This is a genomic window from Paracoccus tegillarcae (genome assembly GCF_002847305.1).
In the GTDB taxonomy this organism is placed as follows: Bacteria; Pseudomonadota; Alphaproteobacteria; order Rhodobacterales; family Rhodobacteraceae; genus Paracoccus; species Paracoccus tegillarcae.
Map to the genome: position 1 here is coordinate 325668 of NZ_CP025408.1, position 19834 is coordinate 345501.

A 19834-nucleotide genomic window follows, 5' to 3' on the forward strand; every position below is an offset into this window, starting at 1 on the left:
GTTGAGGACCCGGCGGGTTTGCGCAGATCTAACCTTGCCAGCGCGGTTTGCGCTTGTCGAAAAAGGCCGTGATGCCTTCGGGGGCCTCGTCGCCCTCCCACGCCGCGACCAGGCGGTCTATGCTGTCGCTGATGCGCGCCTCGTCGATCACCGGACCGTAGGCACGGCATTGCGCCTTGGCGGCGGCGACAGCGCCGGGCGCGGCCTGCAGGAACGGGGCAATCTCGGCCTCGATGGCGGCGTCCAGATCACCGCTATCAACGGCCCGGGCGGCAAGGTTCAAATGCGCCGCCTCATCGGCGTCGAACAACCGCGCCGAGAAATAGACCCGCCGCGCCTTGTCCTCGCCCATCCGCGCCAGAACATAGGGGCCGATGGTCGCGGGGATCAGGCCCAGCCTGACCTCGGTCAGCCCGAATTTCGCACCGCGCGCGGCAATGGCGATGTCGCTGACGGCCATCATGCCGATGCCGCCGCCAAAGGCATTGCCGTGCACGCGCGCGATCAGCGGTTTGGGCAGCAGGTTCAGCCCGTTGAGCATCATCGCCAGATTGCGCGCGCCCTTGCGGCGCGTGTCGGCATCGGCCCCGATCTGCTGGCGCATCCAGCCCAGATCGCCACCCGCGCAAAAGCTGGCGCCCTCGGCGGCCAGAACGACGACCCGCACATCCGGGTCCGCCCCAAGCTGCTGGGCCGCCTCGGTCAGTTCGGCGATCATCTCGGCAGACAGGGCGTTGTGCTTGTCGGGCCGGGCCAGCCAAAGCGTGGCCACGCCGCGCGGGTCGGTGTCGATGCGGATGGTGTTGAACATGGCGGGTTTCCTTAACCGATATCGAATTGCCAGACAGGTGACATGGTGCATGCCCCGCCGCCTGCCTGCTGCGCAGAGAACGGGCCCAGCCACAGGCGATAGTGACCAGCGGGCAGCGCACCGGCCTGCCCCAATGCCGGCACCAGCGGCACCGACATCACCGCGCCCGTGGCAAGCTGCGCTGCCGATACGCCACTGCTGCGGCCGGCGGCACTGGCCCTCATGGGCAGATCCTGCCATCCGGCGCCGGTCTGCCGTTGCAGCCTTGACGCGGTTCCGGGCACATTTAGCGTGACGTTGCCCCCGGTCGCGCGATAGGACCGCGCCTGCAGAAACAGCGCCTGCCCTGCGCCCGAGGCGGTCACGCGCTGCGGGGCGTAAAGCTGAATGTCGAAACCGTTGCAATTGCGATAACCGATCCGCCGCAACCCGGCGCGTTGCGCCCCAAATTGCGCCTGCGCGCTGGCCATATCCGGCACCGGAGAGGTCGAGGCAGGTGGTTGCGACATGGATGCGCTCGGGGCCTGCCCGCCGGTCGCGGCACATCCCGCCAGCAGCGCCACCGCCATCAGCCCCACCCGCGCGGTCATGACGCCACCCGCATCGCGCGCGCCATTAGCGCCGCCTTGTCGATGACCGTCATGTCCAGTCCGGTCTGATAGCCCTGCGACGCCAGATGGCCCGCGACGCGTTCGGTCGCGACATTGCCCTTGGCGCCCGGCGCATAGGGACAGCCGCCCAAACCGCCAACTGCGGCGTCAAAGACTCGCAGCCCGCGCGCCAGTGAGGCGTCGATATTCATCAGCGCGCGACCGGCCGTGTCGTGATAATGCCCCGCCAGATTGGCCGGCGCGACCTCGTCCAGAACCGCCGACAGCATCGCGTCGATCTTTTCCGGTGTGCCCTGCCCGATCGTGTCGCCAAGACTGATTTCATAGCATCCCATATCGCGCAGCGCCGCCGCTACGCGGGCCACGTTTTCAGGCGGGGTCGGTCCGTCGAAGGGGCAGTCGGTTACCACGCTGACATAGCCGCGCACCGGAATGCCATCGGCCTGTGCAGCCTGCGCCACGGGCGCCAGACGTTCCAGACTTTCTGCGATGGTGGCGTTCAGGTTGGCCTTGCTGAACCCTTCGGACGCGCTGGCAAAGATCGCCACTTCGCTGGCCTGCGCCGCGCGCGCGCCCTCGTATCCCTTCATGTTCGGCGTCAACACGGCATAGCTGACGCCGGGCTCGCGGGTGATCCCCGCCATGACCTGCGCCGCATCGGCCATCTGCGGCACCCATTTCGGGCTGACAAAGCTGGTCACTTCGATCCGCCGAAACCCGGCAGTCGACAAGAGGTCGACCAGCGCAATCTTTTCCGCGGCGGGGATCAGGCGCTTTTCGTTCTGCAACCCGTCGCGCGGACCCATTTCGAATATCTCGACCCGGTCAGGCATCGGGGATCTCGTAAAAGTCGCGGGCATACATGCTGTCGCCGCCCTTTTCTATTGCTCGCAGATAGGCCGGGCGCGCCTCCATGCGGTCGCGATATCCGGCCAGCGCCGGATAGTCGGCAGCAGGGACATAGCGAAACAGCGCGTCGATATTGAAGCCCATCATGCAGTCAGCGGCGGAAAAACCGCTGCGCAGCAAGGTTTCCCGATCGCTGAGCTGATTTTCGAGCGCCCGCGCGGTGACGGCCAGCCGTTTGGTTTCCAGCTTCATCATGGGAATTGAGCGAGCCGCCTCGGGGCGCAGAAAGATATGCTGGATATTCAGCGACTGCAGCGTGGCGCCCTGCGTTTCGGCATAGCTGACCCATTCCAGAAAATCGGCACGTTCGGGATCGCCGGGCTGGGGCGCGAGACGGCCCTCGCGTTCGGTCAGGTATTGCACGATCGCACCGGATTCGAAGATCGCGCGATCATCTATTTCCAGCGCCGGGATGCGGCCTGCGGGTGACATGGCCAGAAATTCGGGGCTGCGCAGCGAGCCATCGGTCAGCGACCAGTGCTGCAGATCATAGGACAGGCCCAGTTCTTCCAGCAGCCACAGCACCCGCATCGAGCGCGAGCCGGGGATGTGATGCAAGCGGATCATGCGTCTTCCTCTTCCAGTCGGATCAGGGGGGCGCCGGCTTCGACCTGATCGCCTGCCGCTGCCAGCACTTCGGCCACGACGCCGTCGCGGGCGGCAGTCAGGCTGTGTTCCATCTTCATCGCCTCCAGCACGGCCAGACGGTCGCCCGCGCTGACCTGCTGCCCGGCCTCTACATGGACGGATTTCACCAGCCCCGGCATCGGCGACAGGGTCAGCGCCGTATCGCCCGCAGCCCCCGCATCGCGGGCCAGCGGGTCCAGCGGGATCAGGGTAAAGGCGCGCCCGCCAAAGACGCTGACGCCTGCATCATGCTCGACGATCCGGTTGCGCCGCAGCGCATCGTTCACCCACCAGCGATCACCCTGCCAGCGCACCTCATGGCGCGTGCCGTCCAGGGTCACTCGCGCCGCACCAGGACCCAGCACCTCCAGCACGGCCTCGCCGCCATCCCACAAAATCGTGCGGCGCATTGGCTGCCAAAGGGTCATGCCGCCCGTGGTCGTGCGATCCGCCAGGCCTGCCAGTCCGATGACCCCAAGTGCGATGGCGGCAGGATCGGGTTGCGCGGCGGCGACCAGATCATCCAGATCGCGTTCGATCAGACCGGTATCGACATCGCCCTGACGAAAGCCCGCATGCCGCGTGAGCGCGATCAGGAAATCCAGGTTGGTCACGCTGCCCGCGACCTCCGTATCAACCAGCGCAGTTTCCAGTTCGCGCAAGGCGATGGCGCGGGTCGGGCCGTGGGTGACGATCTTGGCAATCATCGGGTCGTACCAGGGGCTGATCGTGTCGCCCTGCCGAATGCCGGTTTCAATGCGGGCATGATCCGGGAATTCCAGATGCGCCAGCGTGCCGGTGGCAGGCAGAAAGCCCGCGGGCACATCCTCTGCATAAAGCCGCGCCTCGAACGCGTGGCCCTGAATATGCAGGTCATCCTGTTCGGCGGGCAGTGGCTCGCCACTGGCGACACGCAACTGCCATTCGACCAGATCGACGCCGGTGATGGCCTCGGTCACCGGGTGTTCGACCTGCAGGCGGGTGTTCATTTCCATGAACCAGAAACCGTCCTCGCGCAGGCCATTGCTGCCATCGACGATGAATTCGATGGTTCCCGCGCCCTTATAGCCGATGGCCTCGGCGGCGCGGGTGGCGGCGGCGCCCATGATCTTGCGAATTTCCGGCGTCATGTCGGGGGCGGGTGCTTCCTCGATCACCTTCTGGTGGCGGCGTTGCAGGGAACAATCGCGTTCGTACAGATGGACCGCACGCTCACCGTCGCCAAAGACCTGCACCTCGATATGGCGCGGTTGCAGGATGTATTTCTCGATCAGCACATCGGGGTTGCCAAAGGCGTTCTTGGCCTCTGACCGGGCCGATTGCAGCCCGTCGTTGAACCCTTTGGGATCATCGACACGGCGCATGCCCTTGCCACCGCCGCCCGCCACGGCCTTGATCAGCACCGGATAGCCGATCTGCTCGGCCTGCTGGGCCAGATGGGCCGGATCCTGATTGCTGCCGTGATAGCCCGGCACGACGGGTACGCCTGCCTCTTCCATCAGCGCCTTGGCCGCGTCCTTCAGGCCCATGGCACGGATCGCCCTGGCAGATGGGCCGATGAAAACCAGCCCCGCTGCCTCGACCGCTTCGACGAAGCCCGGGTTTTCGGACAGGAAACCATAGCCCGGATGGATTGCCTGCGCCCCTGTGTCCCGCGCGGCCTGAATGATGGCGTCGTCGCGCAGATAGCTGTCGGCGGGCGCGGGGCCGCCCAGGTAAACGGCCTCATCGGCCATGGCGACGTGGCGCGCGGCGCGGTCGGCGTCTGAATAGACTGCCACGGTGGCCACCCCCATCCGGCGGCAACTGTCGATGACGCGGCAGGCGATTTCGCCGCGATTGGCGATCAGGATCTTGTGGAACATGGGTGCCCCTCGGGTTGGCGGCAGCCGGGGGCTTCGCGCCCCCGGACCCCCGCGGGATATTTGTATGAAGAAGAATCGGTCATGCCAGTACCTCGACCAGCCGAAAGCGTTCGCAGACCAGCATCATGTCGGGATCGAAGCCGCCATTTCGGGTGAAAAAGGCGATGTGGCCCTGTTGCCAATCCTCAAAGCTGCCTTCGCCCTCGGCCAGTGCAAAATCTTCGGGCACGTCGCGAAAGCGGCAGGTCGTCACCTCGACCGTTTCGATCAGCAGGGCCGGATTTTCGTCCCAGTCCAGCGCGATGTCGCGGCGGCCAACAACCGGCATCGCCTCGCCGCCCTCGTCGAAATCACGCAGCGCGCCGCAGGTCGCGGTCTTGGCGCCAGAGCGCACCAGCGACAGAAGCTGTTCGTTCAACTGGCGCGAATCGCCGAATTTGAAGCCGACCTGTTCCATCGCCTACATCCTGAAGACGCCAAAGCGCGTCGGCTCGATCGGTGCATTCAGCGACGCACGCAGGCTGAGCGACAGCACGTCGCGGGTCTTGCGCGGGTCAACGATGCCGTCATCCCAAAGCCGCGCGCTGGCATAAAGCGGGTGCGACTGGCGTTCGAACATCTCGACCGTCGGGCGTTTGAATTCGGCCTCTTCCTCGGGTGACCAAGTGTCGCCCTTGCGTTCGATGCCGTCGCGCTTGACCGTCGCCAGAACGCCGGCCGCCTGTTCACCGCCCATGACCGAGATGCGGCTGTTGGGCCAGGTCCAGAGGAAACGCGGGCTATAGGCGCGACCGGCCATGCCGTAATTGCCCGCCCCGAACGAGCCGCCGACCAGCATGGTGATCTTGGGCACATTGGTGGTCGCCACCGCCGTCACCATCTTGGCGCCGTGGCGGGCAATGCCTTCGTTTTCGTATTTGCGGCCGACCATGAAGCCGGTGATGTTTTGCAGAAAAATCAGCGGGATGCCGCGCTGGCTGCACAATTCGATGAAATGTGCGCCCTTCTGCGCGGCCTCGGAGAACAGCACACCGTTATTGGCCACGATGCCCACGGGGCAGCCGTCGATATGCGCAAATCCGGTGACCAGCGTTTCGCCAAAGCGCGCCTTGAATTCGTCGAAACGGCTGCCATCGACGGTGCGGGCGATCACCTCGCGGATGTCATAGGGGGTGCGCAGATCGCCGGGCACCACGCCCAGCATTTCCTCGGGGTCATAGGCGGGGGCCTCGGGGCTTTGCCAGGTCACCGTCTGCGGCAGGCGGCGGTTCAGGTTGGCGACGGCGCGGCGGGCCTGTGCCAGCGCATGGGCGTCATCCTCTGCCAGATAATCGGCCACGCCCGACAGGCGCGTATGCACATCACCGCCGCCCAGATCCTCGGCTGTCACCACCTCGCCGGTGGCGGCCTTGACCAGCGGCGGGCCGGCCAGAAAGATGGTGCCCTGATCGCGCACGATGATCGACACATCGCACATGGCCGGCACATAGGCCCCGCCCGCCGTGCTTGATCCCATGACCACGGCGATCTGCGGGATGCCCTTGGCGCTCATCCGTGCCTGATTGTAGAAGATGCGCCCGAAATGGTCGCGATCGGGGAACACTTCGTCCTGATTGGGCAGGTTCGCGCCGCCAGAATCGACCAGATAGACGCAGGGCAGGTTGCATTGTTCGGCGATCTCTTGCGCGCGAAGGTGCTTTTTCACCGTCATCGGGTAATAGGTGCCGCCCTTGACCGTCGCGTCATTGGCCACGACCATCACGTCCTGCCCATGAACGCGCCCGATCCCCGCGATCACGCCTGCGCCCGGTGCAGCGCCGTCATACATGCCATGCGCCGCCGTGGCGCCGATTTCCAGAAACGGCGAGCCGGGGTCCAGCAGGTTTGCCACCCGTTCACGCGGCGGCATCTTGCCGCGCGATGTGTGACGCTCCATCGCTTTGGGGCCGCCGCCCGCCAGCACAGCGTCAGCCGCCTCGCGCGCGGTCGCCAGCAGATCCAGATGTGCCTCACGGTTGGCACGGAAGGCGTCGGAAGTGGTCAGGGCGGCGGAGGTCAGTTTCATGTCAGAATCCCTGCAGGTCGCGCAATTGAAAGGTGCGTTGCGCTGTATGGCGCATTCGGCAGTCGGCAGCCGAGATGACCCGCATCGAGCCATCGCCGTATCGGTCATAGGCAAGCGTGCAATCCGCGTCACGAAAGGCGATCCACGCGCGCTGCGCCGTCAGCAGCGCATCGGCAAGGCCGGGCTGGTCGGAAAAGGCGTCGCGGGTTTTCTGGTATTCGCGGTTCAGCAGGCTGTCCCAATCGTTTGTTTCAGCCATCATGCACTGGCTGATGGCAAAGGTCGTGTCGGGTTGTTCCTGAGCGCTGGAACAGGCCGAGGCGGCGTTACCGACGCAGTCTGGCGTGCCTTCGCCCCGCGCGGTCGCGTCAAAGCAGGCCTCGACCGCGCCCGGTTCGACCGATGCCTCTTGCGCGGCCAATGGGGCCGACAGCAACAGGAGGGCAAGCAGTGGATATCGCATCATTCGGCCTCCGCCAGTTTGCGCAGCTCTCGCCGCATGACCTTGCCCGTGACCGTCATTGGCAGGGCGTCCAGAAAGGCGATCTCGCGCGGGTAGGAATGGGCTGCGGACAAGCGCCTTGCGTGGGTTTGCAGCTCAACGCCCAGTTCATCCGACGCATGAAAACCATCTCGCAAGACAATGTAAGCCTTGACGATTTCGGTGCGTACCGGATCAGGCTTGCCGATCACGCCGGCCTGCGCAACGGCTGGATGTTTCAGCAGGCAATCCTCTATCTCGGACGGGCCGATGCGGTAACCGGCGCTGGTGATCACATCGTCGTCGCGCCCGACAAAGCGGATATAGCCGTCCTCGATCACGCCCCGGTCGCCGGTCACGAGCCAATCGCCGCGAAACTTCTGCGCGGTGGCATCAGAGCGGTTCCAATATTCCAACATCATGCTGGCCGCGCCGCGTCGCACGGCGATATCGCCCTCGCTCTCGGTCGGCTCGCCGGTTTGGTCGATGATCTGCACATCGAACCCCGGCACGGCCTTGCCGATGGCGCCCGGTTGGGCGGCAAACAGCGCGCCCGATGATGCGGCCACCATGTTGCATTCGGTCTGGCCGTAGAATTCGTTGATCGTCAGCCCAAAGGCCTGCCTGCCCCAATCCAGCATCTCGGCCCCAAGCGTCTCTCCGCCCGATGCGACGCTGCGCAGTCCGGGAATGGAAATGTCGGCGGCTTTCAGCATCTTCAGCGCGGTCGGCGGGAAAAAGACGTTCCGCACGCCGCAATCGGCAATCAGACGGGACACGGCGGCGGGGTCGAACTTGGCCATCCGTGCCGCGACGACAGGAACGCCAAGCGCCAGACCCGGCATCAGAACGTCGAACAGCCCGCCGATCCATGCCCAATCGGCGGGGGTCCACAGGCAATCGCCGTCTTGGCCAAGCTGATCGTGGCTCATGCTGACGCCAGGCAGATGGCCGGTCAGAACGCGATGCCCGTGCAGCGCGCCTTTGGGTGCGCCGGTCGTGCCAGAGGTATAGATGATGACCGCCGGATCTGCCGGGCCGGTCGCCACGACCTTCAACGGCCCCGCATCTGGCAGGCCGTCTTCCGGCACAATGACGCGCAGGTCGGGAAAGCCTGCCAGCATCTCGCGGCCCTCAGCATCCGCGAGCACGGTGCGGATGCCGGCATCACGCAGGCGCAGGTCCAGTGCGTCAGGCCCGAACAGTTTGAACAGCGGCACCGAGATTGCGCCCGAGGCCCAGATCGCCAGATGGGCAGCAGCGGTCCAGGCAGACTGCGTGCGCAGCACCGCCACGCGGTCGCCGGCCTGCGCATCAAGCACGGCGGCGAGGCGTGCGGTCATCGAGGTCAGATCACCAAAGCTGACCCGATGCGGGCTGCCGTCATATTCGATGATCGCCGTCGCATCGGCGGCATGGTTCAGGCATTGCTCGGCCATGTTCAGCCGCGCCGGCAGGTTCCAGTGAAACCCGTCGCGCATTGCCTGATAATCATGGCCGGTCGGTGCTGTCATGTCGTCTCACCCGGCAGGGCAAAGCCGAATGCCTGACCTTCCTTGAACGCTTTGCGGTCATTGCCTTCGGTCGGGATGCCGGGCTGCAGCATGCGGGCCAGATGCATCAGGTTCCAGCACATGATCGTCGTGTTGCGGCGGGTGAAATCATTGTCAAAGCCCACGCGTCCGCCATCTTCACGTTGATCGCCAAAGCTTGGCCCCGGCCCCGCCTCTCCGATCCAGCCGCAATCGGCCTGCGGTGGAATGGTATAGCCCAGATGGTTCATCGCGAAGGTCAGCGTCATCGCCGTATGCTTGATGCCGTCTTCATTGCCGGTGATCACGCAACCGCCGGTCTTGCCGTAAAAGATCGACTGCCCCTTGTCGTTCAGCATCCCCGACATTGCGTAAAGCCGTTCGATCAGGATGCGGCAGACGCTGCTTTCCTCGCCCAGCCACAAGGGCGTGCCAATGACCAGAATATCGGCGTCGCGGACCTTGGGCCACAGCGCATCGGGCCAGTCGTCGCGGTCCCAGCCATGCTCGCGCATATCGGGATAGATACCGGGCGGGACGTGATGATTCAGCATATGGATATGCTCGACGGCCAGGCCCTGCCCGGCCATCAGATCGCCAGCGGCCTGCAACAACACCTGCGTGTGACTGTCCGCACTGCGTTTTTGCAGCGAACAGTTCACGAAAAGCGCGCTGAGGCCCTGTTCGGTCATCCCACCAGACCCATCAACTCGCGACCGACCAGCATGCGGCGGATCTCGCTGGTGCCGGCACCGATCTCCATCAGCTTGGCATCGCGGAACAGGCGGCTGACCACGCTGTCATTCAGGAAGCCCGCGCCGCCAAGCGCCTGCACGGCCTGATGCGCCTGCACCATGGCCTGTTCGCTGCAATAAAGGACCGCACCCGCCGCGTCCTGCCGCGTGACCTTGCCCGCATCGCAGGCCCGCGCGACCTCGTAGAGATAGGCGCGCGAGGTGTTCAGCGCGACATACATATCCGCAATCTTGCCCTGCATCAGCTGGAACGAGCCGATCGGCTTGCCGAACTGCTTGCGCTCGGCCAGATAGGGCAGCACCTCGTCAAGACAGGCGGCCATGATGCCTGTGCCGATGCCTGACAGCACCACGCGTTCGTAATCCAGACCCGACATCAGCACGCGCACGCCACGGCCTTCCTCGCCCAGAACATTCTCGAACGGGATTTCGCAATTTTCAAAGATCAACTCGCCGGTGTTCGACCCGCGCATCCCCAGCTTGTCGAAATGCGGGCTGGTCGAGAAACCGTCCATGCCACGTTCGACGATAAAGGCGGTGATGCCCTTGCTGCCGGCATCCGGGTCGGTCTTGGCGTAAACCACCAGCGTTTCCGCGTCGGGTGCATTGGTGATCCAGTATTTGTTGCCGTTCAGAACATAGCGGTCATTCCGCTTTTCGGCCCGCAGCTTCATGCTGACCACATCGCTGCCTGCGCCCTCTTCGGACATGGCCAGCGCGCCGACATGCTCGCCGCTGCAAAGCTTGGGCAGGTATTTCGCGCGCTGTTCATCGCTGCCGTTCAGCTTGATCTGATTGACGCACAGGTTCGAATGCGCGCCGTAAGACAGGCTGACACTGGCGCTGGCGCGGGCGATTTCCTCGACCGCAATGGTATGGGCCAGATAGCCCATGCCCGAGCCGCCATATTCCTCGGAAACGGTGATGCCCAGCAGACCCAGTTCGCCCATTTCGCGCCACAGATCGTTGGGGAATTCATTGGTCTGATCTACCTCGGCGGCGATCGGTTTGACGCGCTCTTGCGCCCAACGGTGCACCATATCGCGCAACGCATTCACGTCTTCGCCCAGATCGAATTCCATCCCTTGCGTGAACATCGCAGGCCTCCTCCCCCATTTATTGAACGTACGTTCATTTAATCTTATGCGCGACCCCGCCCCCTTGCGTCAAGCAAAAGCCTGCGCCGTGCAGCACGATCCGTCAACCGCCGGCAGAAAGCCGCGCGTTCGCATCGCTAGGGAAAACCCGACCGATCTGTTACGATGACCGCGTTCAATGAAAGAGGCTGACAATGCGTTTGATCTTTGTTTTCATTGCCTTGGCGACATTGCCAATCGGCGTCCTGCCTGCGGCGGCGGCTTGCGCAACAGGTGGACAAAGCGTCTTTTCCTGCAGTTTTCATGGCGGCAGCAAAGAGGTTCAGCTTTGCCTGCATACTGACCGCGTCACCTATGCATTCGGCCGTCCGGGCCAACGATCCGAGCTGCAATTGGCCGCGCCTCTTGATCAGTCGGAGTTTCTGCCCTGGCCGGGAATCGGTCCGACGATGTTCAACACGATGGTCTTTTTCAACAACCGCCATGGCTATGCAGTCACTGGCACGCTGGAACGCGGCACTCAGGAAAACCAGCCCGTGGCCGAGCCGGGCGGACTGATCGAGGTCAGCCGTGACGGCCAGTCGCTGGCAACCCTGCGCTGTGATGCGGGTTCGGTCCGCGATGGGCTGGACGCGATCCATGATGCCAAGCGGGCCGCCGGCGCGTGCTGGGACCACAGCCGGCAGGTCTGGGCTGCATGCCGGAACTGAGCGCAGAGTGCGGACTCGTTTCGTTGACAGATGCGTGCGGCGACGCCAACCTGTCGAAGACCGGCGGCACGCAGAACCGCCCCATCAACGCCCGACAAGGAGAAGACGACATGACCCGACAGATCAGCCTGATCGCGCTGCTGGCAATGGCCAGCCCGGCGCTGGCACAGACCAGCTGGGACATGGCCACGCCCTACGGCGACACCGTGTTCCACACCCAGAATATCAGCCAGTTCGCAGAAGAGGTTGCCACCGCAACCGATGGCGGCCTGACCATCACGGTCCATTCGGCGGGCAGCCTGTTCGGCCATCCCGAGATCAAGGATTCCGTGCGTCGCGGGCTGGCCCCGATCGGCGAGGTGCTGATGAGCCGGCTGGCCAATGAAGACCCGGTCTTCGAGGTCGACTCGATCCCGTTTCTCGCCACCGGCTACGATCAGGCCAAGCGCCTGTGGGATGCCAGCCGCGAGACCATCACCCAAAAGCTGGCCGATCAGGGGCTGACGCTGCTCTTTGCCGTGCCGTGGCCCGGACAGGGCACCTATACGCAGGCACCTGTCGAGGACGCGTCGGCCTTCCAGGGCCAGAACATGCGCGCCTATAACGCCGCGACCGAGCGGCTGGCGCAACTGCTGGGCGCGACCCCCACGCAGATCGAGGCCGGCGACATTCCAACGGCGTTCTCGACGGGGCGCGTCGCCTCGATGGTGACTTCGCCCTCGACCGGGGTCAGTTCGCAGGCATGGGATTTCACCAGCAACTATACCGATACGCAGGCCTGGCTGCCCAAGAACATGGTGATCGTGAACACCGAGGCGCTCAACGCCTTGCCCGAGGATCAGCAATCGGCGATCACGCAGGCCGCCGCCGCCGCGGAAACGCGCGGTTGGGATCTGTCCACGATAGAGACGCAGGCCGCAACCGAAGAACTGGCGGCCAACGGCATGACCGTCGCCGCCCCGACCGAGGCGCTGCAGGCCGAGTTGCTGGCCATTGGTGAAACGATGACCGCCGAGTGGATGGAACGCGCCGGACCAGAGGGTCAGGCCATCATCGACGCCTATCGCGCCGAATGAGGCAAGCGCTGGCCCGTGTCTATGCTGGGGGGCTGTGGCTGGCTTGTGCCTGTCTGGTTGCCATCGCCACGCTGGTTCTGATCCAGATCCTGGGCCGGCTGATCGACCGGGCGGCGATGGCACTTGGCGCTGCGCCGCCGCAGATCATGGTGCCATCACTGGCCGAGATCGGCGGCTTTCTGTTGGTCGCCGCGACGTGCCTTGCGCTGGCGGGCACGCTGCAGCAGGGCGGGCATGTCCGCGTCACAATGATCGCGGGCGCGTTGCCCGCGCCCCTGGCCCGCATGGTCACGCTGCTGGCCGTTGCGATGGCGACCGGGCTGGCCCTCTGGGCGACGTGGCATTCGGCGCTGCAGGTGGTGGACAGCTGGCAGTTCGACAGTGTCAGCTATGGCATCATCAGAATCCCGCTCTGGCTGCCGCAAGGGGTGATGACATTGGGGCTGGCGCTGATGGCGATAGCGTTGATGGAATCGCTGGTGGTCATGCTGGGCGGGGGCGTCCCGGCCTTCATGGCCGCCGAGGACAGCGCCGGGATCGAAGGGGACTAGATGGAGATCCTGCCGCTTGCCGCGCTGTTGATCGTCGCCTTGTTCGGACTGCTGGCCACAGGCCTTTGGGTCGGCTTTTCACTGATTGGGGTGGGCCTGATCGCAATGCTTTTGGCCGCGCCCGCCCCACCCGGTCCGGTGTTCGCCACAAAGGTCTGGGGCGCGCTGAATGTCTGGGATCTGACCGCCCTGCCGATGTTCATCTGGATGGGCGAAATCCTGTACCGTTCGCGCCTGTCCTCGGATCTGTTTCAGGGATTGGCGCCATTTACCCGGCTGCTGCCTGGTGGCCTGCTGCACGTCAACGTTCTGGGCTGCGCAATCTTTGCCGCCGTCAGCGGGTCATCAGCCGCCACCACGGCGACCGTGGGCCGCATGGCGCTGCCAGAGTTGAAACGGCGCGGCTATGATCCGAATATCAGCGTCGGCTCGCTGGCTGGATCTGGCACCATGGGGTTCCTGATCCCGCCCTCCATCATCCTGATCGTCTACGGCGCCGCGACCGAGCAATCCATCGCAAGGCTGTTTCTGGCCGGCGTGTTGCCCGGCCTGATGCTGGCGCTGTTGTTTTCGGGCTGGATCGCTGTCTGGGCGCTGACCCACCGCGACCGCATGCCCGACCCCGAGCCGGCGTCAACCGGACCGGAAAAGATGCGTGCGCTGAAACTGCTGCTGCCGGTCGTGGGACTGATCGTCGCGGTGATCGGCTCGATCTATGCGGGCATCGCCTCGCCGACCGAGGCCGCCGTGATCGGCGTTCTGGGGGCGATGGTGATTGCCTGGGCCACCGGCGGTCTGGATCGCCGCGCCGCTGTGGATGCGCTGCTGGGCGCGGCGCGGACCAGCGCGATGATCTGTTTCATCCTGATGGGCGCGGCCTTTCTGACGGTCGCGATGGGCTATACCGGCATTCCGCGCGCACTGGCCGGATGGGTCGGCGAGCAGGGGTTTTCGCCCAACTGGTTGCTGATCGCGCTGATGGCGCTGTTCATCCTGCTGGGATGTTTTCTGGACGGCATTTCGATGGTCGTACTGACCGTCTCGATCATCCTGCCCATGGTTCTGGCCGCCGGGATCGACCCGATCTGGTTCGGCATCTTTCTGGTGCTGGTGGTGGAGATGAGCCAGATCACCCCGCCTGTCGGCTTTAACCTCTTCGTCCTGCAATCGGTGACGGGGCGCAATATCTTTGACCTTGCCCGCTGCGCCCTGCCGTTCTTTTTGCTGCTGGTCGCGGCGGTGCTGATCCTGATGGTCTTTCCCGGCCTCGCTCTGTGGTTGCCCTCGACCATGATGGCGCGCTAAGCGACGATATGACCCGTCTTTTTCTGATCCGCCATGCCACGCCCCTGAACGAAGGACGCCTTGCGGGCCGCCGTGACGTGTCCGCTGATTGCAGCGACGTCGAGGCCGTTGCGGCCGTGCGCGCGCGCCTGCCCGAGGGTGCCGCGCAATGGTGCAGCCCGGCGCTCAGGTGTCGAATGACCGCCGACGCGCTTGGGCTGGTGGCCCCCGATTTGCACCAAGAGCTTTGGGAACAGGATTACGGCGCGTGGGAGGGCCTGCCCTTCGACCAGCTTCCCGATCTGGGCCAGCTTGGTCCTGCCGAACTGGCCAGCCACCGACCCGAGGGCGGCGAGAGCTTTGGCGATATGGCCGCGCGTGCGGTGCCGCGTCTGGCTGCCGCCAGTGGTGACACGGTCGTCGTCGCCCATGCGGGCACCGTTCGTGCGGGCCTGTCCATGGTGGTCGGCCCGGCTGCCCTGTCATTCACGGTGGCCCCTCTATCGCTGACCGTGCTGCGCAAGACCGGCACCGACTGGTCGGTCGAGGCCGTCAACCTGACCGCCGCCCCATGACGGGCCGCGCATGATCGCCGCGCTGATTGCGCTGATCGTCGATGCGGCAATCGGCTGGCCCGATGCGATCTACCGCCGGATCGGCCATCCCGTTACCTGGCTGGGACGGTTGATTTCAGCGCTGGAACGACGCCTGAACCGAGGGCCACACCGGATCGCCAAGGGCGCTGTGGCCACAACCCTTACCATCGCCGCATGCGCCCTGCCCGCCTGCCTGATCGCAGCCGATCTGCCCCGTCTTTTCATCGGCTTGCTGGCCTGGCCGCTGGTGGCTGCGCGCTCGTTGCATGACCATGTCGCCGCCATCTTGCGGCCCCTGCTGTCGGACGATCTGAGTGCAGCGCGCCGCGCCACCTCGATGATCGTCGGGCGCGATGTCACCCAAGCGGATGAGCCCGCCATCAGCCGCGCCGCACTGGAAAGCCTGGCCGAGAACGCCTCGGACGGGGTGATCGCGCCGCTGTTCTGGCTGGCGATTGGCGGCTTGCCCGGCATCGCCGCCTACAAGGCGATCAACACGCTGGATTCGATGATCGGTCACCGCAATGCGCGCTATGAGGAATTTGGCAAAATCGCGGCACTCCTGGATGATCTGGCCAACTGGATACCGGCGCGGCTGACCGCATTGCTGCTGGCGCTGGCGGCGATGTCGCGTGCGGCGTGGCGCGCGGCGATCCGCGACGCCCGGCGCCACCGCTCGCCCAATGCCGGCTGGCCCGAAGCCGCGATGGCCGGCGCGCTTGGCGTGCGGCTGTCGGGGCCGCGCCAATATGGCGAGCGGATCGCAGATGAGCCATGGCTGAACGGCACCGCCCCCGATCCTAAATCCGGCGACTTGCGGCGCGGGCTACGGCTTTATCGCCGCATGTTGGTCATGGCCGGACTAGGACTGCTGCTAGCAACCACCATCTGCCAGGTATTCTAAGCCACAGAAACCGGAACTTGTTGCATTTTCCCTCGCATGACAGGGCCTGATGCGTATAAATCGGCCCCGAGTAAAAAGGCTGCCTCGTGACCAAGACCGTTTCCCTGACCGATCGTCTGCTGTCCCTGCGGGAATTGCCGCCAACGCCGGCCTATCTCTACGATGCGCAGGGTCTGGCGGCACGCATCGCGCTGCTGCACGATCACATGGGCGCGCTGTTTCAGCCCAGCTTTGCGATCAAGTCGAACCCCAATCTGGCGTTGTTGCGCCTGATCGCGGAACAGGTCGCGCATATCGACGCATCGTCGTTTCACGAGGTCGAACGCGCCCTGTCCATCGGCGTCGCGCCCCACCGCATCAGTTGGTCCGGCCCCGGCAAGCGCCAGTCCGAACTGGCGGTACTGGCCGGGCGCGGCATCACAATCGTGGTCGAGGCCGAGGATGAAATCGACGCGCTGGCGGGGATTTGCACCGATCTTACAGCCCCCCAACGCGTGGTCCTGCGGATCAACCCAGATCACGTGCCGCGCGGCTTTGGCGCATCGATGTCGGGCAAGCCCAGCCAGTTCGGGATCGACGAGCCTCGCGCAACCCATGCCATTGACCGGATCGAGGGCTCAGCCGGGCTGCATCTGGCCGGGTTTCACGCCTATACCGGATCGAACTGTCTGGCAGCCGAACCGATCGCCGAGAATTTCGCCAACCTCGCCCGCATATTCACCCAGGCAGCAGCGCATCTGGGTCGCCCGGTTGAAACGCTGATCTTTGGCGCGGGCTTCGGCCTGCCCTATCATCCGGGCCAAGAGCCGCTGGATATCGCCGAGGTCGCGGCTGGCAGGACCGGCGCTGGCGTCGTTATCTGATGATCCGCTGACCGCCGATGCCGCCCGGCTGCTGGAAATCGGCCGCTGGATCACCGGCCCGAATGGCGCGCTGGTGACCGAGGTGCTGTCGGTCAAGGAAAGCCGGGGCACGCGGATCGCCGTTTGCGATGCCGGGTTCAACAATCATCTGGCCGCAGCCGGCATGATGGGTGCGGTTTTTCGAAAGAACTACCCCTTTGCCGTCTTGCGTTGCGCACGGGGCGGCGATGAGGTCGAGCATCAGATCGCCGGCCCGCTTTGCACCTCGATCGACACCATGGCGCGCAAGCTGATGTTGCCGCCGCTGTCGCGCGGCGATGTGCTGGCGGTGCTGCTGTCGGGTGCCTATGGGCTGACCGCCAGCCCGACCCGTTTCATCAGTCACCCCGAACCCGGCGAATACCTGATCGACGCGGGCGGCGGCCTGACCGATATCAGCGAAAGCCGGTTGAACGCATCCGGCAGCCTGATGGCTGACCTGACCGAGGCACGCGCATGAGCACGCCGATATCCGTCAAGATCATGGGTTTTCCGCGCTCGGGCACCTCGTTGCTGCAACGTTTGCTGGACGCCCATCCGCAGGTTTATGCCCCGCCAGAACCTTATGTCTTTTCGGGCGCCGCGCGCATGATCGCGGAAAGCCGCGGCGAGGGGCCTGATCTGGGGATGCTGACCGGGCTCAGCTTTGCCGGGTTTCCGCCCGGACAGGTGATCGACCGGGTCCGGCGCTTTGCCACCTCTTTCCTCGATGAGGGCGCAGCCGCGGCAGGCAAGCCTGTCTGGGCCGAGAAATCCGCCTTCGACATTTTTGACCTGCCCCAGATCGAGACGCTGCTGGCCGGTCATTACCGTTTCATCTGCGTGATCCGCAATCCGCTGGACGTGGTTGCCTCGATGAAGGACCTGAGCGATGTGATGGGCCACAACGTGCCTGCGATGCGGCCCTACCTGATGCGGCATGACAGCTTTTGGCTGGCCTATGCCGAGGCCTGGCGCGAGCAGACGCAGGCGTTGCTGGATTTCCACGACCGGCAGGGCGACGCCTCGCTGCTTTATCGCTATGAGGATCTGACCGCAGACCCTGATACGCAACTGGCCCTGATCGCCGATCATATGGGCATCACGGCCTTTCCCGCAGGGGGCGGCCAGCCCGGCGACAAGATCGGGTTGGGCGACTGGAAGACTTTCGCCACCACCGGCATCAGCCGCGCACCTGTTGCCCGGTGGCGCAAGACCCTGCCTCGCTCATCGGCGGCGGCGGTGCTTGAGATTGTTGCGCCACTGATGCAGCGGCTGGACTATGACCGCCCGACCATTCGCGCCCCGCGCAGCCGCGACGAGCGCATCACCCAGTATCAACGCGCCAAGCGGCTGGCGATGGAAACGCGCGACAAGGGTCAGCCCTCATGACCCACCCGCTTTTACGCTTTGCCGAACTTGCGTCGCAGGACCCGGATGCGCTGGCCGTCATTCAGGGCGACCACGCGCTTGGCCGCGCCGACCTGATCGGGCGGGCCGGCGCGCTGGCCCAGGGCCTGTCGCTGGCCTCTGGTGCGCGTGTGTTGGTTCAACTGCCCAACAGCCCCGACATGATGGCGCTGGTCCTGGCGATCTGGGCGCAAGGCGGGCTGCCGATGTTTCTGTCTGCCAAATCGCCCGCAACCCATCTCGACGCGATCATCGCACGCCACGCACCGGCGCATGTGATAGACATCGCGGCGCTTGAGGCATTGCCCGCCGGTCAGGCGTCGCTGGATCTGCCGGTCTTGCCGGGTGACGCCGATGCCTCTGTTGTGTTCACCTCCGGTTCGACCGGGATGCCCAAGGGTGTGGTGCAAAAGGCCGCGACCCTGACCAGCGGGGCCGACCGCGTGGCACGGGTCATGGGTTATGGGCCATCCGAACGGATCCTCGTGCCGGTCCCATTCGCCCATGATTATGGCTGGGGGCAGATGCTGTCCTGTTTCATCGGCGGCCATACGTTGATCCTGCCCTCGCGCGACAGTCTGGTCGATATCAGCCGCACGATCAGCCGCGACGTCCCTACCGTTCTGGCCGGCGTGCCTTCGCTGTTTGCCGGGCTGTTGCACGGCATTTCGGACTTTGAGAATAGCCAGACAGACAGTCTGCGCATCGTGAGCTCCACCGGTTCGCCCTTTGCGCCCGCGCTTTACGCGGCGCTGCGCACGCGGCTGCCCGATGTCCGTATCCTGCGCAATTTCGGACTGACCGAGACCTATCGCAGTTGCTGCCTGCCGCCCGAGATGGCCCAGGGCGAGGCTGACAGCGCAGGCCGTCCCATCGAGGGCGTGACCATCGCCATCGCCGGCCCCGACGGGCGGCCCCTGCCCGCGGATCAGGAGGGTGAGGTGGTGCATCTGGGCGCGGGTGTCTTTGATCGCTATCTGGACGACCCCGATGCGACCGCCCGCAGCCGCCGTACCTGCGGCGATCTGGGGATAGGTGTGTTTACCGGCGATATCGGGCGGCTGGATCAGGACGGTTTCCTGCATCTTGCCGGCCGCCGCGACCGGCTGGTCAAGTCGATGGACATCCGCCTCAACCTGAGCGATGTCGAAGCCGCGCTGACGGCGCTGGCCATGGTCACTGAAACCGCCGTGATCGCCCGCCCCAATCCGATGAGCGGCGTCGAACTGGTCGCTTTCTGCACCGCGCGGCCCGACATCACCGCCCCCGATATCCGCCGCGCTGCCAACCGCGCGCTGCCCGCGCATATGCGCCCCCGAGAGATCACCGTGCTGGACGCCCTGCCCCGCACGCCTGTAGGCAAAACCGACTACCCCGCGCTGGCCAACTGGTCCGCATCCACACAGAAAGAAACCCTATGACCGACCTTGCCACCCGCCTGCACGCCTTCATCGCCGAAGATGCAGGACTGGACGCCGCCGAGTTCACCGCCGATACGGAATTGTTCTCAGAGGGCTATATCGACAGCTTCACCATGACCTCGGTAATCGGCTGGCTGGAAGAGGAAACCGGCATCACCATCGCCCAATCGGCCGTGACGCTGGAAAACTTCGACACCATCAACCGGATGGTCGCATTCGTGGCGCGCGAAAAGGGCTAAAGAAAAAGA

The 19834-nt window shown here is 64.9% G+C and carries 22 protein-coding genes; 11 read left to right on the plus strand and 11 right to left on the minus strand.

Translation table 11 applies throughout. The features are described from left to right. Window positions 1-28: 28 nt before the first annotated feature. The 11 genes from CUV01_RS01605 to CUV01_RS01655 form a co-directional block, all read right to left on the minus strand. Entirely contained in the window at window positions 29-811 is a 783-nt protein-coding gene (locus CUV01_RS01605) for a crotonase/enoyl-CoA hydratase family protein (RefSeq protein WP_101458943.1), read from the minus strand. A gap of 11 nt (window positions 812-822) precedes the next feature. After that, window positions 823-1401 (minus strand): hypothetical protein, encoded by a 579-nt coding sequence (locus CUV01_RS01610; protein ID WP_101458944.1) that lies wholly within the window; start codon window positions 1399-1401, stop codon window positions 823-825. Next, on the minus strand, window positions 1398-2255 hold the full coding sequence (locus CUV01_RS01615; RefSeq protein ID WP_101458945.1) for a hydroxymethylglutaryl-CoA lyase: 858 nt from the start codon (window positions 2253-2255) through the stop codon (window positions 1398-1400). Before CUV01_RS01615 ends, CUV01_RS01610 begins: the two co-directional genes overlap by 4 nt. After that, a complete protein-coding gene (locus CUV01_RS01620; RefSeq protein WP_198731860.1) occupies window positions 2248-2898 on the minus strand; it encodes a glutathione S-transferase family protein in 651 nt (216 codons plus the stop codon). Before CUV01_RS01620 ends, CUV01_RS01615 begins: the two co-directional genes overlap by 8 nt. Then, window positions 2895-4823, minus strand: coding sequence for an acetyl-CoA carboxylase biotin carboxylase subunit (locus CUV01_RS01625; RefSeq protein ID WP_101458946.1), 1929 nt, complete (start codon window positions 4821-4823; stop codon window positions 2895-2897). The genes CUV01_RS01620 and CUV01_RS01625 overlap by 4 nt, the downstream gene beginning before the upstream one ends. A gap of 79 nt (window positions 4824-4902) precedes the next feature. Then, window positions 4903-5280: an ASCH domain-containing protein gene (locus tag CUV01_RS01630; RefSeq protein ID WP_101458947.1), complete on the minus strand. Its 378-nt coding sequence runs from the start codon at window positions 5278-5280 to the stop codon at window positions 4903-4905. 3 nt (window positions 5281-5283) lie between these two features. Then, window positions 5284-6888 (minus strand): carboxyl transferase domain-containing protein, encoded by a 1605-nt coding sequence (locus tag CUV01_RS01635; protein WP_101458948.1) that lies wholly within the window; start codon window positions 6886-6888, stop codon window positions 5284-5286. A 1-nt stretch (window position 6889) separates the two neighbouring features. Further along, a complete protein-coding gene (locus tag CUV01_RS01640) occupies window positions 6890-7354 on the minus strand; it encodes a lysozyme inhibitor LprI family protein (protein WP_101458949.1) in 465 nt (154 codons plus the stop codon). Next, entirely contained in the window at window positions 7351-8883 is a 1533-nt protein-coding gene (locus tag CUV01_RS01645) for an AMP-binding protein (protein WP_198731861.1), read from the minus strand. The genes CUV01_RS01640 and CUV01_RS01645 overlap by 4 nt, the downstream gene beginning before the upstream one ends. Further along, entirely contained in the window at window positions 8880-9593 is a 714-nt protein-coding gene (locus tag CUV01_RS01650; RefSeq protein WP_101458950.1) for a flavodoxin family protein, read from the minus strand. Before CUV01_RS01650 ends, CUV01_RS01645 begins: the two co-directional genes overlap by 4 nt. Beyond that, entirely contained in the window at window positions 9590-10753 is a 1164-nt protein-coding gene (locus tag CUV01_RS01655) for an isovaleryl-CoA dehydrogenase (protein ID WP_101458951.1), read from the minus strand. Before CUV01_RS01655 ends, CUV01_RS01650 begins: the two co-directional genes overlap by 4 nt. Before the next feature lie 194 nt (window positions 10754-10947). Between CUV01_RS01655 and CUV01_RS01660 the strand changes: the two genes are divergently transcribed. From CUV01_RS01660 to CUV01_RS01710, 11 genes are all read left to right on the plus strand, one after another. Further along, window positions 10948-11463, plus strand: coding sequence for a hypothetical protein (locus CUV01_RS01660; protein ID WP_101458952.1), 516 nt, complete (start codon window positions 10948-10950; stop codon window positions 11461-11463). 110 nt (window positions 11464-11573) lie between these two features. Then, window positions 11574-12539 (plus strand): TRAP transporter substrate-binding protein, encoded by a 966-nt coding sequence (locus tag CUV01_RS01665; RefSeq protein ID WP_232962414.1) that lies wholly within the window; start codon window positions 11574-11576, stop codon window positions 12537-12539. Next, window positions 12536-13090 (plus strand): TRAP transporter small permease, encoded by a 555-nt coding sequence (locus tag CUV01_RS01670; RefSeq protein ID WP_101458953.1) that lies wholly within the window; start codon window positions 12536-12538, stop codon window positions 13088-13090. The genes CUV01_RS01665 and CUV01_RS01670 overlap by 4 nt, the downstream gene beginning before the upstream one ends. Continuing rightward, the gene (locus CUV01_RS01675; protein WP_101458954.1) at window positions 13091-14395 is read left to right on the plus strand and encodes a TRAP transporter large permease; all 1305 of its coding nucleotides are present in this window, start codon (window positions 13091-13093) and stop codon (window positions 14393-14395) included. A gap of 8 nt (window positions 14396-14403) precedes the next feature. Then, the gene (locus tag CUV01_RS01680; RefSeq protein ID WP_101461789.1) at window positions 14404-14949 is read left to right on the plus strand and encodes a histidine phosphatase family protein; all 546 of its coding nucleotides are present in this window, start codon (window positions 14404-14406) and stop codon (window positions 14947-14949) included. Between the two features lie 10 nt (window positions 14950-14959). After that, window positions 14960-15874, plus strand: coding sequence for an adenosylcobinamide-phosphate synthase CbiB (cbiB, locus tag CUV01_RS01685; protein ID WP_101458955.1), 915 nt, complete (start codon window positions 14960-14962; stop codon window positions 15872-15874). A gap of 86 nt (window positions 15875-15960) precedes the next feature. After that, the gene (locus CUV01_RS01690) at window positions 15961-16737 is read left to right on the plus strand and encodes a type III PLP-dependent enzyme domain-containing protein (RefSeq protein WP_101458956.1); all 777 of its coding nucleotides are present in this window, start codon (window positions 15961-15963) and stop codon (window positions 16735-16737) included. A 73-nt stretch (window positions 16738-16810) separates the two neighbouring features. Next, window positions 16811-17236, plus strand: a complete 426-nt coding sequence (locus CUV01_RS01695; protein ID WP_157994753.1) for a type III PLP-dependent enzyme domain-containing protein — start codon at window positions 16811-16813, stop codon at window positions 17234-17236. Continuing rightward, entirely contained in the window at window positions 17233-18147 is a 915-nt protein-coding gene (locus CUV01_RS01700; protein WP_101458958.1) for a sulfotransferase family protein, read from the plus strand. Before CUV01_RS01695 ends, CUV01_RS01700 begins: the two co-directional genes overlap by 4 nt. Further along, window positions 18144-19586 (plus strand): class I adenylate-forming enzyme family protein, encoded by a 1443-nt coding sequence (locus tag CUV01_RS01705; RefSeq protein WP_101458959.1) that lies wholly within the window; start codon window positions 18144-18146, stop codon window positions 19584-19586. Before CUV01_RS01700 ends, CUV01_RS01705 begins: the two co-directional genes overlap by 4 nt. Further along, window positions 19583-19825 (plus strand): acyl carrier protein, encoded by a 243-nt coding sequence (locus CUV01_RS01710; protein WP_101458960.1) that lies wholly within the window; start codon window positions 19583-19585, stop codon window positions 19823-19825. The genes CUV01_RS01705 and CUV01_RS01710 overlap by 4 nt, the downstream gene beginning before the upstream one ends. Window positions 19826-19834: the final 9 nt, after the last annotated feature.

What these genes read in the sequence shown, in the direction of transcription:
- CUV01_RS01655 (WP_101458951.1), bottom strand. Translation starts at nt 10,753, where the DNA reads ATGTTCACGCAAGGGATGGAATTCGATCTGGGCGAAGACGTGAATGCG.
- CUV01_RS01630 (WP_101458947.1), bottom strand. Translation starts at nt 5,280, where the DNA reads ATGGAACAGGTCGGCTTCAAATTCGGCGATTCGCGCCAGTTGAACGAA.
- CUV01_RS01675 (WP_101458954.1), top strand. Translation starts at nt 13,091, where the DNA reads ATGGAGATCCTGCCGCTTGCCGCGCTGTTGATCGTCGCCTTGTTCGGA.
- CUV01_RS01705 (WP_101458959.1), top strand. Translation starts at nt 18,144, where the DNA reads ATGACCCACCCGCTTTTACGCTTTGCCGAACTTGCGTCGCAGGACCCG.
- CUV01_RS01640 (WP_101458949.1), bottom strand. Translation starts at nt 7,354, where the DNA reads ATGATGCGATATCCACTGCTTGCCCTCCTGTTGCTGTCGGCCCCATTG.
- CUV01_RS01680 (WP_101461789.1), top strand. Translation starts at nt 14,404, where the DNA reads ATGACCCGTCTTTTTCTGATCCGCCATGCCACGCCCCTGAACGAAGGA.
- cbiB (WP_101458955.1), top strand. Translation starts at nt 14,960, where the DNA reads ATGATCGCCGCGCTGATTGCGCTGATCGTCGATGCGGCAATCGGCTGG.
- CUV01_RS01700 (WP_101458958.1), top strand. Translation starts at nt 17,233, where the DNA reads ATGAGCACGCCGATATCCGTCAAGATCATGGGTTTTCCGCGCTCGGGC.
- CUV01_RS01670 (WP_101458953.1), top strand. Translation starts at nt 12,536, where the DNA reads ATGAGGCAAGCGCTGGCCCGTGTCTATGCTGGGGGGCTGTGGCTGGCT.
- CUV01_RS01645 (WP_198731861.1), bottom strand. Translation starts at nt 8,883, where the DNA reads ATGACAGCACCGACCGGCCATGATTATCAGGCAATGCGCGACGGGTTT.
- CUV01_RS01620 (WP_198731860.1), bottom strand. Translation starts at nt 2,898, where the DNA reads ATGATCCGCTTGCATCACATCCCCGGCTCGCGCTCGATGCGGGTGCTG.
- CUV01_RS01605 (WP_101458943.1), bottom strand. Translation starts at nt 811, where the DNA reads ATGTTCAACACCATCCGCATCGACACCGACCCGCGCGGCGTGGCCACG.
- CUV01_RS01665 (WP_232962414.1), top strand. Translation starts at nt 11,574, where the DNA reads ATGACCCGACAGATCAGCCTGATCGCGCTGCTGGCAATGGCCAGCCCG.
- CUV01_RS01625 (WP_101458946.1), bottom strand. Translation starts at nt 4,823, where the DNA reads ATGTTCCACAAGATCCTGATCGCCAATCGCGGCGAAATCGCCTGCCGC.
- CUV01_RS01650 (WP_101458950.1), bottom strand. Translation starts at nt 9,593, where the DNA reads ATGACCGAACAGGGCCTCAGCGCGCTTTTCGTGAACTGTTCGCTGCAA.
- CUV01_RS01610 (WP_101458944.1), bottom strand. Translation starts at nt 1,401, where the DNA reads ATGACCGCGCGGGTGGGGCTGATGGCGGTGGCGCTGCTGGCGGGATGT.
- CUV01_RS01635 (WP_101458948.1), bottom strand. Translation starts at nt 6,888, where the DNA reads ATGAAACTGACCTCCGCCGCCCTGACCACTTCCGACGCCTTCCGTGCC.
- CUV01_RS01615 (WP_101458945.1), bottom strand. Translation starts at nt 2,255, where the DNA reads ATGCCTGACCGGGTCGAGATATTCGAAATGGGTCCGCGCGACGGGTTG.
- CUV01_RS01710 (WP_101458960.1), top strand. Translation starts at nt 19,583, where the DNA reads ATGACCGACCTTGCCACCCGCCTGCACGCCTTCATCGCCGAAGATGCA.
- CUV01_RS01660 (WP_101458952.1), top strand. Translation starts at nt 10,948, where the DNA reads ATGCGTTTGATCTTTGTTTTCATTGCCTTGGCGACATTGCCAATCGGC.